Annotated in this window: 13 protein-coding genes; 6 read left to right on the top strand and 7 right to left on the bottom strand. The window is 69.6% G+C overall.

The window, feature by feature from the left end; translation table 11 throughout:
• Positions 1 to 3: 3 nt before the first annotated feature.
• Entirely contained in the window at positions 4 to 3,177 is a 3,174-nt protein-coding gene (locus ACJ8AN_RS19510; protein ID WP_407756905.1) for an ABC transporter substrate-binding protein, read from the bottom strand.
• A 67-nt stretch (positions 3,178 to 3,244) separates the two neighbouring features.
• On the opposite strand from ACJ8AN_RS19510, the gene ACJ8AN_RS19515 reads away from it, so the two are divergent.
• The gene (locus tag ACJ8AN_RS19515) at positions 3,245 to 4,267 is read left to right on the top strand and encodes a transglutaminase domain-containing protein (protein WP_407756906.1); all 1,023 of its coding nucleotides are present in this window, start codon (positions 3,245 to 3,247) and stop codon (positions 4,265 to 4,267) included.
• A gap of 9 nt (positions 4,268 to 4,276) precedes the next feature.
• Here ACJ8AN_RS19515 and ACJ8AN_RS19520 read toward each other — a convergent pair whose 3' ends face one another.
• Positions 4,277 to 5,302 carry an arginine N-succinyltransferase gene (locus tag ACJ8AN_RS19520; RefSeq protein WP_407756907.1) on the bottom strand — a complete coding sequence of 342 codons (1,026 nt, stop codon included), beginning with the start codon at positions 5,300 to 5,302 and terminating at the stop codon, positions 4,277 to 4,279.
• A gap of 318 nt (positions 5,303 to 5,620) precedes the next feature.
• On the opposite strand from ACJ8AN_RS19520, the gene ACJ8AN_RS19525 reads away from it, so the two are divergent.
• Both ACJ8AN_RS19525 and ACJ8AN_RS19530 read left to right on the top strand, forming a co-directional pair.
• Positions 5,621 to 6,559, top strand: a complete 939-nt coding sequence (locus tag ACJ8AN_RS19525; RefSeq protein WP_407756908.1) for a polysaccharide lyase — start codon at positions 5,621 to 5,623, stop codon at positions 6,557 to 6,559.
• 58 nt (positions 6,560 to 6,617) lie between these two features.
• Positions 6,618 to 8,135, top strand: coding sequence for a pyridoxal-dependent decarboxylase (locus ACJ8AN_RS19530; protein ID WP_407756909.1), 1,518 nt, complete (start codon positions 6,618 to 6,620; stop codon positions 8,133 to 8,135).
• Here ACJ8AN_RS19530 and ACJ8AN_RS19535 read toward each other — a convergent pair.
• Entirely contained in the window at positions 8,125 to 8,427 is a 303-nt protein-coding gene (locus tag ACJ8AN_RS19535) for a hypothetical protein (protein ID WP_407756910.1), read from the bottom strand. The genes ACJ8AN_RS19530 and ACJ8AN_RS19535 overlap by 11 nt on opposite strands.
• A gap of 187 nt (positions 8,428 to 8,614) precedes the next feature.
• On the opposite strand from ACJ8AN_RS19535, the gene mug reads away from it, so the two are divergent.
• The 3 genes from mug (at position 8,615) to ACJ8AN_RS19550 (ending at position 12,093) form a co-directional block, all read left to right on the top strand.
• Complete coding sequence (gene mug / locus ACJ8AN_RS19540) at positions 8,615 to 9,118, top strand: G/U mismatch-specific DNA glycosylase (RefSeq protein ID WP_407756918.1); 504 nt, start codon at positions 8,615 to 8,617, stop codon at positions 9,116 to 9,118.
• 123 nt (positions 9,119 to 9,241) lie between these two features.
• Complete coding sequence (locus ACJ8AN_RS19545; RefSeq protein ID WP_407756911.1) at positions 9,242 to 10,054, top strand: DUF5995 family protein; 813 nt, start codon at positions 9,242 to 9,244, stop codon at positions 10,052 to 10,054.
• Between the two features lie 758 nt (positions 10,055 to 10,812).
• Complete coding sequence (locus ACJ8AN_RS19550) at positions 10,813 to 12,093, top strand: TIGR04013 family B12-binding domain/radical SAM domain-containing protein (protein ID WP_407756912.1); 1,281 nt, start codon at positions 10,813 to 10,815, stop codon at positions 12,091 to 12,093.
• 19 nt (positions 12,094 to 12,112) lie between these two features.
• Here the strand turns inward: ACJ8AN_RS19550 and ACJ8AN_RS19555 are convergent, their stop codons facing one another.
• The 4 genes from ACJ8AN_RS19555 to ACJ8AN_RS19570 all read right to left on the bottom strand — a co-directional run.
• On the bottom strand, positions 12,113 to 12,922 hold the full coding sequence (locus ACJ8AN_RS19555; protein WP_407756913.1) for a hypothetical protein: 810 nt from the start codon (positions 12,920 to 12,922) through the stop codon (positions 12,113 to 12,115).
• Positions 12,922 to 13,452 carry a hypothetical protein gene (locus ACJ8AN_RS19560; protein WP_407756914.1) on the bottom strand — a complete coding sequence of 177 codons (531 nt, stop codon included), beginning with the start codon at positions 13,450 to 13,452 and terminating at the stop codon, positions 12,922 to 12,924. Before ACJ8AN_RS19560 ends, ACJ8AN_RS19555 begins: the two co-directional genes overlap by 1 nt.
• Before the next feature lie 225 nt (positions 13,453 to 13,677).
• Complete coding sequence (locus ACJ8AN_RS19565) at positions 13,678 to 14,187, bottom strand: GNAT family N-acetyltransferase (RefSeq protein ID WP_407756915.1); 510 nt, start codon at positions 14,185 to 14,187, stop codon at positions 13,678 to 13,680.
• A 33-nt stretch (positions 14,188 to 14,220) separates the two neighbouring features.
• Positions 14,221 to 17,010, bottom strand: a 2,790-nt coding sequence (locus ACJ8AN_RS19570) for a chitobiase/beta-hexosaminidase C-terminal domain-containing protein (RefSeq protein ID WP_407756916.1), incomplete at its 5' end; no start/stop codon positions are given.

A 17,010-nucleotide genomic window follows, 5' to 3' on the forward strand; every position in this document is an offset into this window, starting at 1 on the left:
GCTTCAGCCCGCCTTGCGCTCCTGCTCCTGCTGCTCCCGCGTCTGCTTGTCCAACCACAGGTCCTCGTAGCGCACCTGCGGGGGCGTCTGGTGCAGCCGCAGCCCCTGCACCCGCCCCGTCGCCGCCGCGTACACGCGGTGGTGGAAGATGGGGATGATGGGGCAGTCGTCGTGGGCGATGCGCTCGGCGAGCCGGTAGAGCTGCTTGCGCCGCTCGGGGTCGATGGTGACGCGCGCCTCGGCCGTGAGCTTGTCCAGCTCCGCGTTGCGGTAGCCCAGCGAGTACACCGTCTGCGCCTTCGAGTTGAGGTGGAAGTGCAGGAAGTTGTCCGGATCCGGGTAGTCGGCGAGCCACCCCACGCGGAAGGCCGGCAGCCGTCCCTCGCGCCGCCGCTCGGCGAACTCCTCCGCGCGCAGCTCCTCGTGCTTGAGCTCCACCAGGCCCGCGTCGATCAGCGGCCGGAAGAGGATGGCGTCCTCGGCCGACGTGTCGCGTCCCACCGCGTGGTAGATGGTCAGCGGCAGCACGCGGATGCCCGCCTCGCGCAGCAGACGCTCGGCCAGGCCGATGTCCAGGATGGGCTCGGGCAGCAGGTTGTCGTCGTCGATGAGCTCCGGCGGCGTCACCGTGCGTGCGACGCGAGCGCCCTTGTGGAAGCGGTCCACCAACCCCTGGATGTCCAGGCCGGCCCGGATGGCCTTTCGCACACGGATGTCATTGTAGGGCGCCTCGCGCAGGTTGAAGCCGAGGAACGACGTGGAGGGCGTGCTGCCGGTGACGACCTGCTGCCCCTCCTGCTCGAGCGACGCCACATGCGTGGCGAACAGGTAGGAGACGAGGTCCACCTTCTCCTCGCGCAGGGCCTCGACGGCCTGATCGCGCGAGTCGAGCAGGTGGAACTCGATGCGGTCCAGCAGGGGCTGTCCCCGGCGCCAGTAGGGGGCGTTGCGCTCGAGCGTGATGAGGTTCGAGTCGAAGCCCACCTGCCGGAAGGGGCCCGTGCCCACCACCTGTCCGCGGGCGTCCACCCGGGCCACCGCCGTGCGCGGCAGGGCCATGAGCTGGAGGAAGAAGGCCTTGGGCTCCTCCAGGCGGATCTCCAGCGTCAGCTCGTCCAACACCTCGATGCCCGTCACCTCGCGGGCCTGTCCCGTCGCGAAGGCCTTGGCACCCTCCACGTCCTCGAGCAGGCCCCGGTCCGGTGACTTCACCGCGGGGTCCAACAGGCGCTCGAAGTGGCGCTTCACGTCGCGCGCGGTGAGGGGCGCGCCGTCGTGGAAGGTGACGCCCGGGCGCAGGTAGAAGCGGTAGCGGCTGGCCGAGGGGTCCGCTTCCCAGCGCTCGGCCAGGTCCGGAACCAGCACGCCATCATCGAGCCGCAGCAGGCCGGAGAAGACGCAGCAGCTCATCTCCAGCAACTGGTTGTCCACGGCGAAGAGTGGATCCAACCCACCCAGGGCCCGGACGAAGGCCGTCTGGTGGATGCCCGCGCGCAGCGTGCCACCCGGGTGCGGTGCCGGGAGCCGGAAGCGGAACACCTCGCCATCGAGGCTCGCCGCTTCGTGCGCCAACTGGTCCACCGTGCGGCTCAGCCCGTCACCAATGCGGATGACCTGGAGCGCGTCCTCGCGCACCCGCGCCACTTCTTCACTGATGGCCGTGTCCCCGCGCATCAACACGTCGTGCGCCGCGCGGATCTCCTCGATGGCGGTGCTCAGCCGCACCACCGCGCTGGACAGGTCGCGGCCCGTGCGCGCCTGGCCCTCGGCCTTGTGCGAGGCCTCCTGCGCCAGCTTGGCCATCTGCTGCGTCTGGTGCACCAGCTCGCGGCCCTGTCCCGACTGCTCGATGGCGGCCCGCGTGACGTCGTCCACGCGCCGGGCCACCCGGCGGCTGGCATCCACCACCGTGCTGCCCTGGGCCTCCAGCCGCTTCGTCTCCGCCAGCGTGGCCTCCACCGCGGAGAAGGTGCGCTGGGTGATGGTGCGGATCTCCATCAGCGCCTCGGCGGCCCGGTCTCCCAGGAGCACGCCCGTGCCGGCCTGCTCGCGGCCTTCCTTCACCAGCAACACCGTGGTGTCCACCTCGCGCCGGATGCCGCCCACCATGGTGGCGATTTCCCGCGTGGAGCGGGCGGTGCGCTCGGCGAGGTTGCGGATTTCGTCGGCCACCACGCCGAAGGGACGGCCCTGCTCACCGGCCTGCGCGGCGATGATGGCGGCGTTGAGCGCCAGCAGGTTCGTCTGGTCGGCGATCTCCTGGATGACGTCGACAATCCGGCCAATCTGCGTGGAGCGCACGCCGAGCGAGTCCACCAGCTCGGCGGCCTTACGGACCGTCTCCTCCACCCGGTACATGCCCTGGACGCAGTCGTTGACGAGCACCTCACCGCGCTCGGCGGTGGCCGTCACGGCGTGGGCCAGCTGATTGGTTTCCGAGGCGCGGTGGCGCACGGCGTCGATGCCCGTCTGCACCACCTGCACGAAGGCCTCGGCCTCGCTGGCGAAGCGCGCCAGCTCGTCGCCCGAGGACGCGATGTGGTGCAGCCGCTCGCTCATGGCCTGCACCTGCTGCGTGGTGCGGTGCGAGAACTCGTCGAGCGCGAGCAGCGCCTCGGCCACCTGTCCGAGCCGCTCGCTCATCTCCACCAGGGAGCTGTTCGTCTCCTGGGCGAAGCTCTCCAACTGCGTCACGCGCTTGCCCGCGGACTGGAGGCTCTGGCCCATGCTGGTGACGGACTCCTGCGAGCGCTCCACCGCTCCGCCCTGACGGCGCGCGGCCTCCAGCAGCACCCGCACCTCCTCGGAGACACCCTGGCAGGTGCGGCGCACGTTGCCCGTCACCCGCTGCACCTGGCGCAGCGCGCGGCGCAGGGAGAAGAGGAGCCGGCGCACCTCGCGCTGATCTCCCATGCCACCGTAGGCGTCGTTGGTCAGGTCTCCCTCGGCGAGCCGGGCGAGCAGGCTGGTGCGCTCCTGGGCGCGCTCCTGGGCCCAGACGTACCAGAAGACGTAGCTCGTGAGCAGCAGCACCAGCGGCGAGCCGAGGAGCATCACGGACCAGCCCCGCCAGTCATTGGGCTGGCCGGTGAAGGCGTAGAGCAGTCCGCCGAGAATGAGGGCAACGGCGAGCCCTCCGACGACCATGAAGGCGAAGAGATACTTTTTGGCGGCCATGAGTGAACGGTTTCACACCGTATCCCGCATTCTCGCCCGGGTCCTCAATTCAGCGCAGACTGCCGGGGTGCTCGCCCTCGTCTCCGTCCTCCTGCTCGCCCTGCCAGCGAGGGGCGGTCCGCCGGCTGGCCCCGCCGCGGAGACGGCTCGTTTCGTCTTCTCCTGGCGGGGCGTGCCGGTGGGGACCGTCACCCTGTCGCTCGCACCCGAGGTGAAGCGCTTCACCTATACCTCGCGCCACCTGCACACCCGGGGCGGGCAGGTGGGGGAGCGCGTGCGGGAGGCCACCGTGGAGCTCGGCCCCGGGGAGACGGTCGTGGGGCGTCCGAGTGTCCCGCAAGGGCTGTGGCTGTGGCGGGGCCCACCGGCGCCCGGGTGCGTGACGGGGCGCGAGGAGCTGTCCGGCCGCGAGGGGCCGCACTGTGTCACCGCCGTCCGGGGCGACACGGTGGAGGGCACGATGTTCGGCCAGCCCTTCGCGGCGCGTTACGACGAGCGCGGGCGGATGGTGGCGCTGGAGGTGGGCGAGTCGCGCTTCAGCGCGGTGCCACCGGGCGTGCGGTTGAGGCCCCCACCGGACCTCTTCGCGCAGGGGCTGCCCGTGGAGGGCGAGGTGGGGCCCCTGGCCTTCGCTCCCCCCTGGCCCGTCGAGGTGCGCCCCGCGTGGCTCACGGACTGGCGGGCGGGAGAGGCGCGGGCGCTCGCGGCGTCCGTGCACGCGGCCTTTCCGGAGAAGGGCCCGGGCGCCGCGGACTGGAACGAGAACGGCGAGGGCGAGGCGGGTGGGTGTCTGGCCCATGCGCTGCGCTTCGCGGCCCGGGCGGCGGCGCGGGGGCAGAAGGTGGCACTGGTGCACGGGCTGCTCGTCGTGGACGGAGGCCCGGCCCGGCCCCATGCCTGGGTGCGCGTGGGGCTCGCGGGGGGCGGTACGTTGGAGCTGGATCCCACCTCGCTGGACGACGTCACGCCGCGGACGCACCTGGCGCTCGCGGTGGCCGAGCCCGGTGGCCCCTCGGTGGAGGCGGGGGAGCGGTGGTTGGCGCTGCTGCGCGGCGAGCACCGCGTGGTGCGGCGGCCCCTCGCGCGGTAGCGGCCCCGTTCACTCGAAGGGGATGACGGACAGCCTGGCGCCCGCGGGAGCCTGCAGCAGCTCCTTGGCCCGGGCCGGCAGGTAGGCGTTCTTGTCGTCCAGCCGGCCCGTGGTGCGCACCGCGCGGAAGCGGTTGCGCCCCGACTCCTGCTCGAAGGCGACGACCAGATCATCGCCCTCCATGTCGAAGTCCTGCTCGGACAGCTTCGCCGTGCGGTAGCGGCGCACCAGGGTGATGTCCGCGAGGTTCGCCTCGAAGTGCGGGCCGCCGTCGAAGGGATCGATGCGCTCCACGTACCGGAAGCCCACGCGCTCGAGCATCCGCTGCACGCCCTTGGTGTTGGGCCCCACCTCGCCGAGCACCTTCTGCACGCGCTCGGGGAAGAGCGACGCGTAGATGTCCGAGTTGGGGAAGAGCTCCTTGATGAACTCCTTGTTCTGCCGGCTGAGGCGGTCCGCCTCGTGGTAGGTGAGGCCGGTGAACTTCTTGCCGCACGCCTCCCACAGGAGGCTGCGCCCGTCGGGCAGCAGGGGCGGCAGCAGCTCGGCGAGCACGCGCGGGCGGAAGAGCCGCTTGTGCATGGCCATGAAGAGGAAGCGCACGAAGGACAGCTGCTTGCCGGGCTTGTCCGGCGTGGCGCGGTAGGGCGGATCCACCACCAGGCCGCCGATCTCCGTGGGGCCCTCGTAGTTGTAGCCGATGGAGAGCACCTTGTGCCGGAAGTGCCGGCCGATGGTGGCCGAGTAGTGCTCGCGCTCGGAGACGTCGTAGTAGATGTGCGGCGCCTCGTAGGTGCCGTGCTGCGCGATGATCATCGACGTGCCGATGATGAGCGCGTTGCGCACGTCCTCCAGGACGAAGAGGTACTCGCGCTCGAAGGGGTCCTTCACCTTGCCCGCGAAGCTCTTCACCGACTTGTCGATGATGGCCTCGAGCGTCTCCTCGTTGTTGGGCAGGTTGACGGTGTTGAGCACCGCGGCGAGCCGCTTCAGGCCGGGCAGGTCGGTCTTCTGGACATCGCGCAGGACGAGCATGGGAGCACCCGGATCCCCCCTCGCACGGGGGGACCTCAGAGGGGGGGCCACCATACACCACCCGGCCATCCCGTCAGCCGATGCCTCGCCCCTCCGCCCTGCTTCGACGCGCTGCGTCGCATTCCCCGCTCGCCCGTCCGGCCGCCCGGTAGGTCCAATTCCTCCCACGTCTGGAAAGACAACCCGGAGGGGACAATCGCTCTCCTGACTGCCTGCTGGGCTGTCAAGGCAAAAGAAATAACAGCCCCTTGAAATAAAGGAGAAACGTGGGACCGTGGCGCCTGCCGTTGGATTTCAAACAAGAACGAGGGCGCCTTGATGAGAGGACTCCTGGTTTCACTGCTCGCCGTGCTGGTGCCGGGGCTGTCGTGGGCGGGCATCGTCTGGAAGGGAGATTTCGAGACGGGGGACCTCTCCCAGTACTCGGGGACGCAGCGCGTGAGCGCGGATCGGCTCCAGGTGGTGGCCTCCCCGGTGACGCAGGGACGCCATGCACTCATGGCCACGGTGAAGCAGGGGGATGACCCCATCAACTCCAGTGGCAACCGCAACGAGCTCTACTACCAGGGCAAGGAGCAGGAGGGCTCGGAGTACTACTACCGCTGGCAGGTGCTGTTCCCGGCGGACTACCCGAGCGTGAAGACGTGGCAGGTCTTCACCCAGTGGCACCACGACGGCTGCTGCGGCTCGCCGCCGGTGGAGTTCTTCGTCTATGGCGAGGAGCTCCGCCTCACGCTCACCGACAGCGTCACGCCGTGGAGCACGAAGCTGGTGCGCGGGCAGTGGCAGGACTTCGTCTTCCACGTGAAGTGGTCGTCGGACCCGGCCGTGGGCTTCGTCGAGCTGTGGCACAACGGCCAGCGCGTGCTGAACCGGTACGCGCACGCGACGATGTACGCGGGGGATGGCATCTACCTGAAGCTGGGCCTCTACCGCAGCGACACCGTGCTGCCGGTGGGCGTCGTGTACCACGACGGTTTCACGCAGGCGACGAGCCTGGAGGACGTGCTGCCGCCCGCTCCCGCGCCGCAGCCCACGCCGGACGCGGGCACGCCCACGCCGGACGCGGGCACGCCGGAGACGGATGGGGGAATCGTCGTCACCCCCACGTCGCCCGTGCCCGGCACCGGCTCCTCCGGCGAGCCGCCGCTCTCCGAGGAGCCCATCCGCGTCGGGTGCTCGAGCGCGGGCGGTTCGCTCTGGATGATGGCGCTGCTGGGGCTCGGCGGCCTGCTGCGGCGCTTCCGGCGCAGGTAGCGCTACCGGTCTCCGGGGGGCCGTCGTATGAGAAGCCGACCCCCAGAGGAGAACCGAGATGAGCGACGCGCGTGACGGGGCGGTGCCCCACCTGAGCCCCGAGGAGTTCCGGCGGCTGGGCCATCGGATGGTGGATTGGATCGCCGACTTCTGGTCTCGGCTGGAGTCCTTCCCGGTGCGCGCGGCGGTGGCTCCGGGCGAGGTCCTGTCGAAGCTCCCCGCGCACCCGCCCGAGGAGGGCCTGGGCGGTGACGCGGGCTGGGAGGCCGTCTTCAAGGACCTCGAGGACGTGGTGCTGCCCGGCCTCACGCACTGGCAGTCGCCCTCGTTCTTCGCCTACTTCCCCGCGAATGCCTCGGGGCCCGCGGTGCTCGGCGAGCTGCTGTCCGCCGGCCTGGGCGTGCAGGGCATGCTCTGGTCCACCAGCCCCGCCGCCACCGAGATGGAGACGCGCGTGCTGGACTGGCTCGCCGAGCTGACGGCGCTGCCGGCCGCGTTCCGCTCGGACTCGGGCACGGGCGGCGGCGTCATCCAGGGCACCGCCAGCGAGGCCACCCTGGTGGCCATGGTCGCCGCGCGCGAGCGGGTACGGCGCACGCTCGGCCGCGAGGTGGAGCTGGTGGCCTATACCTCCACGCAAGCGCACTCGTCGGTGCTGAAGGCCGCCATGCTGGCCGGCGTGGTGCGCGGCGTGTCGGACGACGTGCACCTGCGCCAGCTCGGCACGGACGCGGGTTACGCCCTGCGTCCCGAGGTGCTGGAGAAGGCCATCCGCGAAGACATTGCCGCCGGCCGCCAGCCCTTCTTCGTGTGCGCCTCGCTGGGCACCACCTCCTCGGGCGCGATGGACCCGGTGCCCGCGCTCGCGGAGGTGCTCGAGCGCACGGGCGTCACCGCCGCGGGCGGTTGGCTGCACGTGGACGCGGCCTGGGCGGGCTCGGCGCTCATCTGCCCCGAGCACCGCGCGATGCTCGCGGGCCTGGAGCGCGTGGACTCCTTCGCCTTCAACCCGCACAAGTGGCTGCTCACCAACTTCGACTGCAACGCCTTCTACACGCGCGAGCGCAAGGCGCTGCTGGACGCGCTGAGCGTCATGCCCGAGTACCTGCGCAACGCGGCCACCGCGAGCGGCGCCGTCATCGACTACCGGGACTGGCAGGTGCCGCTCGGCCGCCGCTTCCGCGCGCTCAAGCTGTGGTTCGTGCTGCGCCACTACGGGGCCAGGGGGCTGCGCGCCTACCTGCGCGAGCACATCCGGCAGGCGGAGCTGTTCACCTCGTGGGTGCGGGCCGACGCGCGCTTCGAGCTGGCCGTGCCGCGCTCGCTCGCGCTGGTGTGCTTCCGGCTGCGTCCCCACCCTGGCGAGGAGCCCGCCACCACGGACGCGCGCAACCGCCAGCTGCTCGAGCGGCTGAATGCCACGGGCAAGGCCTTCCTCACCCACACCGTGCTGCCCGGGGTGGACGGAGCGCCCGCGCGCTACGTGCTGCGCATGGCCATCGGCGCCCCGCGCACCGAGGAGCGGCACGTGCGCGCGGTGTGGGAGCAGCTCACGGCGCTCGCCGCTACTGATTGATGAGCGGCTGCAACACGCCGAGCCGCTCGATGTCCAGGCGCATGGCCGAGCGCACCGCGTCGAGGATGGCCTCGTCGGAGAACTGCTTCACGACGAGCATCCCGGGGGTGACGAAGGACAGCGCCGAGTCGAGCTGGCGCTGCACGTACTCGAGGGAGAAGAGGGTGAGGATGAAGTGCCGGCCGTCCTTCAGGCGGACCGAGACGTCCAGGGTGCCGTCCTGGCGGGTGGCGAGCTCATCGGCGATGAGGACGGAGGCAATCGGTCCGTCCTTGATATCGAGAGTGCGCATGGTGGGCCAACGGTAGCCGCTCGCCCGGAGGGGAAGGAGCGCGGAGAGGGGCTCCCGTCCACCGCCGTACGCTTCGCGGGGGATGACGGTCCGAGGGAGACGGCATAGGTTCAGGGGACGGGAGGAACGCCTGAAGTCACCTCGCAGACCCACGAAGGAGGAGCTGCTCGCCGCGGTGGGGCGGAAGATGCCGGACCTCATCGCGCCCGGGCTGAAGGTCCTCTTCTGTGGCATCAACCCCAGCGTGTACTCGGCCGTGGTGGGCTACCACTTCGCGCGGCCGGGCAACCGGTTCTGGCCGGCGCTGCACGCCTCGGGGATTACGCACCGCCTGCTGGCGCCCTCCGAGCAGCATGAGTTGCTGGCGCTCGGCTGGGGCATCACCAACGTGGTGGAGCGGGCCACGGTGTCGGCGGACGTGCTGACGGACGCGGAGCTCACCGAGGGCGGGCGGCGGCTGGAGGCGAAGGTGCGGCGCTACCGGCCCGAGTACCTGGCGGTGCTGGGCATCGGCGCGTGGCGCACGGCTTTCGGCCACCCCAAGGCCTCGTTGGGGCCCCAGCCCCAGACGCTGGGCGGCACGCGCGTCTGGGTGCTGCCCAACCCGAGCGGGCTCAACGCGCACTACCTGCCCGAGGACCTCGCGCGCCTGTTCCGCGCCCTGCGCGTGGCGGTGGAGGGCATCCGATAGGCCGGTTGATGGTGCAACGCATTGTCATTTGTCCGACAGCTCTTTCCGAAAACGGACGTTTGCTCGCACCGTGGGAAGATTGACAGCCACGCTCGTTTCCACCCACACCCACCGGGAGGAGACATGTCGTCGTTGTTGGAAGGCGTCGAGCTGCGGCCCCAGGACGTGGTGGCCGCGATGGGAGCGCTGGACACCATCGTCGAGCGCCTGCACGCGTGGAGGGACGCGCGAGCGGTGTTCCCCGACGTGTACGGGGTCATCACGCGCAACGTGGCGAAGGAGGTGCTCGGCCGCACCGGCTTCTTCCAGGAGCCCGAGTGGATTTCCCGCCTCGCGGGCCGCTTCGCCGAGCGCTACTTCGAGACGCTGGACTGGTCCCTGCGCGGCTCGGCCCAGGACTGCCGGGCGTGGGAGCTGGCCTACACCTACGCGGACCGCGGCCTCACGCTGCCCCTGCAGGACGCGGCGCTCGGCATCAGCGCGCATATCAACTTCGACCTGGCGCTCGGGCTGTGGAAGACCATCGAGGAGTTCGGCGACACGAGCGAGCGCCGGCTGGCGCGCTACAAGCACGACCACAACGCGGTGAACGGGCTGCTCGCGGCCTCGCTGCCGGAGGCGGTGGAGCGCCTGGTGGAGCGCTACGCGTGCCCCATCACCCCGAGGATGTTCGCGGGCGCGGCGCGGCCGGTGATGCGGGGCCTGGCGCTCTTCGTCCTCGAGCGCTGGCGGGCCCACGTCTGGGAGGACGTGCTCTCGCTGGTGCACGCGCCCGGGGAGGCCGCGCGCGAGGCGGTGGTGGCGCGGATGCACCAGCGCTCGGGCGGGCTCGGGCAGGTGCTCGCGCTCGGCTGCGAGGTGCGGAGGGTGGGGCGCGAGGTGCTGCCCCGCTGGGTGTCCTCGGCCCGGGGCCTGTCCGCCGCGGTGGCTCGCTGAGCGCGCCTCGCCGTCCTCGGACGGCGCGCTTCAGCCGCTTCGCGCGCTGCTGGGTGAGGGCGGCGCGCGCCTGCTCCTCGGTCTCGACGAAGTCGGACTCGATGGTCCACTTCCCCGTGATGTAGAGGGCGACCATCATCGCCTTGGACACGGCGCGCTGGACCCTGTTGCCGCCGACGCCGATGACGCCCTTGAACCACTCGGCGCGGGCCTGCTGCACCATGTGGTCGCGCGCGTCCTTGTGGAGCGTCGCCCCGCCGAAGTGGATGACCACGTGGAAGGGCGTCTGGGCACTCACCTCGCGGAAGAGCTCCATGACGCGCTGGGCGTCCGAGAGGTGAACGTCCCCGTCGTACTTCACCCCCAGTACATCCGGGAGCTCGAGCCACGCCCGATGCTTGCCAATCATCCACTCACGCTTCGGTTCCGCCATGCGTGCTCCCCCCCGGAGGTGGCGGCCAGGCTACCCGTGGCAGGGGCTCCCGCTAAGCCAGGTGGAGTTGGTGCTGTCAGCGGGGAGGCTCTGGGCGAGTTTTCCCGCAACTGGTCCGATGGTCGTACCAGTCGGGACGAAGTGCGACCGGAAGGGGCCTCGTTCTTTGCGGCGAGAGCACCCCGACAGGACTTCCCCCGCCTGGCTTGGCGAGGGGTGCATGGGGCAGGGAGCGGGCCGTGTCTGCGGCGCGCTCGCCGCGTGCCCGGCCGGGGAGTCGAGCGAGCCCTCCCAGGTGTAGCGCCCGTGTTAATTTCCCCGGGAGATGCCGTCCAAGAACAAGGTCGCGCTCGTCCTGAGCTACCAGTACCCGGGCAAGTACGCGCTCACCGTCCTCGCGGGAGCGGTGGAGGCGGACGCGGTGGGGCAGGACGTGGCCCTGCGCTTCCCGAGAGACAAGGAGTCGCTGCTCGCCGCGGTGCGCGAGTGCCTCGACGAGGGGTACCGGGTGGTGGTGGCCTGGTCGTTCTACTCGGCGAGCTTCCCCGGGGCGGCCGAGGAGCTGGTGTGGCTGCGCGAGCGGCTGGAGGGCCGCGAGGTGCTGTGCATCGCGGGTGGGGTGCACGCCACGGCGGAGACGGAGCAGACGCTGCGCGCGGGCTTCGACCTGGTGGCGGTGGGCGAGGGTGAGCCGGTGTTGCTGGAGCTGCTCGGCCGGCTGGTGCGCGGGGAGGACCCGAGGCAGACGCGGGGCCTGTCGCGGCTGGTGGACGGGCGGATGGTGTCGCAGGGGCGGGGCGAGGGCGTGGTGCTGGATACGCACCCGCCGTTCGCGGCGAGGCACCGGATGTTCGGGGCCATCGAGATTACCCGCGGCTGCATCTACGCATGCCGGTTCTGCCAGACGCCGTTCATGAACAAGGCGCGCTTCCGGCACCGGAGCGTGGAGAACATCGCGCGCTGGGCGCGGGTGCTGCGTGAGGCGGGCAAGCGGGACGTGCGCTTCATCACGCCGACGTCCATGTCCTACGGCACGCAGGACGAATCGGTGAACCTGGAGGCGCTCGAGCGGTTGCTGTCGGCGGTGCGTGAGGCGATGGGCCCGGAGGGGCGGGTGTTCTACGGGACGTTCCCCTCGGAGGTGCGGCCCGAGCACGTGACGCCCGAGGCGCTGGCGATGCTCAAGCGCTACGTGCACAACGACAACCTCATCATCGGCGGCCAGTCCGGGAGCGAGCGGATTCTGCGCGAGATGCACCGCGGGCACGACGTGGAGACGGTGGTGAGGGCGGTGAGCCTGGCGGTGGAGGGGGGCTTCGTGCCCAACGTGGACTTCATCCTCGGACTGCCGGGAGAGAGGCCGGAGGACGTGAAGGCGACGCTGGAGTTGATGCGGCGCCTGTCGGAGCTCGGGGCGAAGGTGCACGGGCACACGTTCATGCCGCTGCCGGGGACGCCGTACCGGGATGCGGCGCCGGGCAGGGTGGACGACGAGACGCGGCGGGAGCTGGACCGGTTGGCCTCACAGGGGCGGCTGTATGGCCACTGGAAGCAGCAGGTGAAACTGGCGAACGGCATCGCCGAGCGGCGTCAACCGCGGCGCTGACCGTGTTCGCCGCTGCTAGTCATTCTCGCGGTGGTGGCTCGGGTTCAACCTCGTCATTGATTGCGTAACCCGCGGCCATCGACAGGGGATACAGCGCGCGGCATTGAACGTTGGCGTGGTTGACCGCGAGGTGGAGTTCACCCGCGATTCGCACCCATGTGCGATCGGGTGGTTCTGTTTGTGTGTTCAACCAGGCCTCGGCCAACTCGTGGCTGGCGAAGGAGGCCATGGCGACGGGCGCCACATCCTGTACGAGCTCCGCGAGGTAGTACTCCATGGCGGGCCACGGGATGACCTTGCGGTGGTGGAGGTCGCGGAGATAGATGGCTTGGTGGTACCGGCCATCAATCAACACCAGGGCCTTACTGGGCGGCTCGGGAGCCCGCTCCAGCCAGGCCGTGGCCTCCCCCAATGAGCCAAACGCAGCGACGACGCGTGGCGGGGCACCGGCTCCGAGCCTCCGGATGTGCTCCCTCAAGGCCTCGAGCTCGCCGGTCGAGGCGATGTAATCCACAGCATCCAGGATGATGCGAAGCGGTCCTTGCTCGTTGGAGGCCTCCGGCGCGGCCAGCAGTTGATTGAAGAAGCCTTGGGTTCTGGCCAGAAGTTCTCGGAGGTTCGCGGTGCCAGGGGTTCCTTGTTCGGCCGGGCTGGGACGGTTCTGGCTCTGGCGGAAATCCTCGAATCGGTAGTCCAGGCCGGCCGCGGAGATGAATGAGAGGATGTAGCCCGCGCACTCCAGGATTCGTGCCCGCTCGGGGGATTGCTTCTCTCTCCAGAGCCTTCCGATGAGCTTCTGGGCATCGAGGATCACGTCTTGGGGTGGCATCAAGGCCTCTCTTGATTCAAGGAATCCGTTGGTGCGGCCTCGATTCCGCTCGTCATCAAGACCGCCGCGGCAGGAGCCAGGATGAGGACTCCGGGCCCTCCGAATGCCAGGAAGGCGACTCCGGCGATGATGACCACGGTGCCGGCCAGGATTTCCTTGCGGTGTTGCTTCGCCCATTCAAGGGCGGGCTCGATCGCCTCGAAACGTTGCACTTCCAGGTCGCGTAGCCGACAGCAGTCGTTGTAGGGCTGCATGCATTTTCTGTTGCACCACTCCGCCTTGCCGCCTTCCTTGCGTGGAATCTTGATACCGCCGTGGCCAGGAGGGAGGGGGCGCTTCATGCAATCTTGGTAGCACTCATGGAGCTCCGCCTCACAATCGCGCGTGAATGTGACGGCCTGGACGCGGCCTGCCTCGATCGTCCTGTTCGCTCGATACGTGTATTGCGACAAGTCGAGGTCCAGCGTTGGCTTCCACTCATGGGTGGGTTGCCCGTCCGGATTCTCCTGGATGATGAGCACGTACTCCATCAGCTCCTGCGGTCCAGCGGGATCCGCCAGAGTGGGGCGAGTCGCGCTACATGACGTCAGGAGAAAGCAGAGGTGCAGTGCCAGGAGTCTCTGGAGAAGTGTTCTGGCGGCCATGTGAGGCGTCTCGTGCCGGGGCGTTTGGGAACTGACCCGCCCCGCCGACGTTACATTCCGGAGCGAAACGCACGGCTCCTGCGGCCGGAGGAACGTTTATCTTGAGACAGGCTAGTGGGCGGGTTTGTGCGCCCTGCGGCTGTCGAACACCTGGGCGGGATCTCCCTCCAACGTGGTGTCCTCGAAGTCGCCGTCCATGTACTCACCAATCACGCGGCGCCAGAACGCGGTGGCGCCCACATTGGCGGGCAACTGCGAGAGCTCCCACACCCCGCGGAACCTGTCGAAGAGGGCGAACGCGGCGCGCTTGCCCACGCCGTGCCGACGCTCGCCCCGTAGCACGAAGAACTCACTCAGGTGGAAGTCGCGCCCGGGCGTCATGAACGGGAAGGGCGCCTGTCCCACGAGGGCGAAGCCCACGGGCCGTCCGTCGAGCCGGAAGAGCAGCGGGTGGCAGTCCTCCCGCCCCGACAACCAGTAGGGCAGGTAGTCCGGCTGCCAGAGGCCCTCGGCATTCAGCGTGTAGCCGTCGTCGAACTCGCTCAGGTCATGTAGGTAGAGTGGGTACAGGTTGCGCAGCAACACGTGCTCCGAGGGAGAAACGGGAGTGAGCGTGAGCATCCGGTTCCTCCCTCGGGCCGTGACGGCGACGGACTACGGGTTGGCCAGGCCGAACGACGGGGTACCCACCGCCCAATCCCCGCGCACGTTGTTGTCGGTCGCGGAGACGCGGCGGACCGAGTTGCCGCCCTTCGTGGTTCCGCAGCCCGCCCAGTCGACGGACACTTCCAGGGCGGTGGGAGTGGTGGTGTCGGAGCAGGAAACGCCTCCGCAATTGGCCGGCAACCACGCGCCCTCGCCCTGGATCGCCTGGAGCTGCGGTAGGAAGTCGGCGGGAGGGGTGCCGCCCGTGCGCCCGAAGGCCGCGCCATCCTGCACGGCTCCCGTGGTGTCGCGCACGCGCAGCACGCGCCGCGAGTAGCCGATCTCGGTGGTGGCGCTCCCGAGGAAGTCCCAGGCGGTGTCGTAGTTGGCGCTGTACGAGAGCGCGGGGAACTGGCTCTTGCCGGTGGTCTCGGAGCCGGTCGCGTCGCCGTTGGTGGCGGAGTCGGGCTTGATGTGGACGACGATGACGTCACCGGCCGCTACCTGGACATTCGGGAAGGTGGCCATCACGGTGGCGCCCATCGTCAGGGTGAACCCGTCCACGCTCCCGCCCTTGATGGCGACCAGCTCCACCAGGTCCCGGCCGTTGGCGATGCCGGGACTCACCTCGGTGATTCGCAGCTGGGCCGGGCCCGGGGTTGGCGTGCTCCCGTAGCCGGTGAAGCTGGCGCTGTTGGCCGAGCCGTCGATCGCCGAGCCCCGGGTGTCCAGGATGCTCGGGGCCACGGTGAGCCGGTAGGACGTGCCCCCCACCTGCGTGGAGGTGGTGAGCTGCACCTGCCGGTCCGTGACGGTGGCGGACGTGGCCACCAGACCGTTGTCGAAGGTGAACTGGCTGCCGTTGGCGTTCACGGTGGCCGGGTCGATGCGCCGGTCGAAGGCCACCACGACGTCCGTGCCGCTGGTGGAGGCCGCACCCGCCACCTTGGGGGCGGGGCAGGACAGGACGGTGAGGTCGCCGCTCGCCCAGGCGGAGGGCTGGGCCTGCGTGTTGAACCGCCACAGCGGCGCGTTCGTGGTGATGGAGCAGCCCTGCGTCACGTCCAGGGCGCTCTGCAGCGAGGTGGTCAGGCGCAGCTTGAGGCTGGAGCTGACGGTGTTGTTGCCCAGGGACACGATGTTCGCGGAGACGTGCCCCGTGCCCGCCGAGGCGAAGTCGCTGGCCACCGTGCCGCTGAAGGAGATGAGCGTGCTCTCGTAGTCTCCCACCTTGAGCACCAGATCGCTGCTGCTCGCGTCGATCCGGAACGGCTCCACCGACTCTCCACGGCTGTAGACGTAGAAGAGCCCGGTGTCGAGCTGGGTGATCTCCACCAGCCCGTTCACCGTCGCCTTCTGGGTGGCATAGAGGTACACGCGATCGCCCGGCTGAGGCGTGGGCGAGAGCGTGAGCGGATCCACCGCCACGAAGACGGCCGGTCCACCCGCGCTGCCCTGGAGGAAGAAGCCCGCCAGGTCCGAGGGGCCCGTGGTGGCCTTCGTGTAGGTGACGAGCGCGTCGTTGATGGGCTCGTACATGGCGCCATCCGACAGGGTGCGGATCCGGGCGATCTGCGCCGAGGCATCCGTCGGGGGGAGCTCGATGACGTACGTCTCGGTGTGCACCGGCTCGGCGTTGCCGGCCCCATCCACGGAGAAGAACTTCAGCGTGGTGTTGCTGGGGATGTAGAGGTAGCCGGGGTAGATCGCCGAGGCCGTGGTCGGCTCGCTGCCATCCAGCGTGTAGTACGTGTTGGCGCACCCGGTGTTGTCGGAGCAATACAGGAAGACGTACTGCACTCCGGAGTACGTGCCGCCCGCCAGCGAGGCGTAGGTAAAGGGGGGCGTGGTGTCGGGAGTGATGACGTACGTCTCGGTGTGCACCGGCTCGGCGTTGCCAGCCACGTCCACGGAGAAGAACTTCAGCGTGGTGTTGCTGGAGAGGTAGAGGTAGCCGGAGTAGCGCGCCGAGGCCGTGGTCGGCTCGCTGCCGTCGAGCGTGTAGTACGTACTGCCGCACCCGGCGTTGTCGTAGCAGTACAGGTAGACGTACTGCGGTCCGGCGTACGTGCCGCCCGGCGCGTAGGCGTAGGTGATGGGCGCCTGCGTGTCGGGGGCGAAGTCATACGTCTCGGTGTGCACCGGCTCGACGTTGCCGGACCCATCCACGGAGAAGAACTTCAGCGTGGTGGTGCTGGAGATGGAGAGGTAGCCGCCGTAGTAGGGCGTCGAGGCCGTGGTCGGCTCGCTGCCGTCGAGCGTGTAGTACGTGTTGGCGCACCAGGTGTCGTCGTAGCAGCTCAGGTAGACGTACTGCGCCGAGGCGTACGTGCCGCCCGGTGGGGAGGCGTACGTGACGGGGGGCGTCGTGTCCGGGGGGAAGACATACGTCTCGGTGCGCACCGGCTCGGCGTTGCCATAGCCATCCACGGAGAAGAACTTCAGCGTGGTGGTGCTGGAGATGTAGAGGGAGCCGCCGTAGTAACGCGACGAGGCCGTGGTCGGCTCGCTGCCATCGAGCGTGTAGTACGTGTTGGCGCACCAGGTGTCGTCGTAGCAGTTCAGGTAGACGTACTGCGCCGAGGAGTAGGTGCCGCCCGGTGGGGAGGCGGAGGTGGTGGGGGGCTGCGTCTCGTGGTCGATGACGTACGTCTCGGTGTGCACCGGCTCGGCGTTGCCGGACCCATCCACGGAGAAGAACTTCAGCGTGGTGGTGCTGGAGATGGAGAGGTAGCCGCCGTAGTAGGGCGTCGAGGCCGTGGTCGGCTCGCTGCCGTCGAGCGTGTAGTACGTGTTGGC

The sequence above is a fragment of the Archangium sp. genome (assembly GCF_045802675.1).
Lineage (GTDB): Bacteria > Myxococcota > Myxococcia > Myxococcales > Myxococcaceae > Archangium.

Coding starts and splice junctions, on each gene's coding strand:
- ACJ8AN_RS19565 (WP_407756915.1), bottom strand. CDS start 14,187: ATGCTCACGCTCACTCCCGTTTCTCCCTCGGAGCACGTGTTGCTGCGC.
- ACJ8AN_RS19520 (WP_407756907.1), bottom strand. CDS start 5,302: ATGCTCGTCCTGCGCGATGTCCAGAAGACCGACCTGCCCGGCCTGAAG.
- ACJ8AN_RS19550 (WP_407756912.1), top strand. CDS start 10,813: ATGCCGTCCAAGAACAAGGTCGCGCTCGTCCTGAGCTACCAGTACCCG.
- ACJ8AN_RS19545 (WP_407756911.1), top strand. CDS start 9,242: ATGTCGTCGTTGTTGGAAGGCGTCGAGCTGCGGCCCCAGGACGTGGTG.
- mug (WP_407756918.1), top strand. CDS start 8,615: ATGCCGGACCTCATCGCGCCCGGGCTGAAGGTCCTCTTCTGTGGCATC.
- ACJ8AN_RS19510 (WP_407756905.1), bottom strand. CDS start 3,177: ATGGCCGCCAAAAAGTATCTCTTCGCCTTCATGGTCGTCGGAGGGCTC.
- ACJ8AN_RS19555 (WP_407756913.1), bottom strand. CDS start 12,922: ATGCCACCCCAAGACGTGATCCTCGATGCCCAGAAGCTCATCGGAAGG.
- ACJ8AN_RS19560 (WP_407756914.1), bottom strand. CDS start 13,452: ATGGAGTACGTGCTCATCATCCAGGAGAATCCGGACGGGCAACCCACC.
- ACJ8AN_RS19525 (WP_407756908.1), top strand. CDS start 5,621: ATGAGAGGACTCCTGGTTTCACTGCTCGCCGTGCTGGTGCCGGGGCTG.
- ACJ8AN_RS19530 (WP_407756909.1), top strand. CDS start 6,618: ATGAGCGACGCGCGTGACGGGGCGGTGCCCCACCTGAGCCCCGAGGAG.
- ACJ8AN_RS19535 (WP_407756910.1), bottom strand. CDS start 8,427: ATGCGCACTCTCGATATCAAGGACGGACCGATTGCCTCCGTCCTCATC.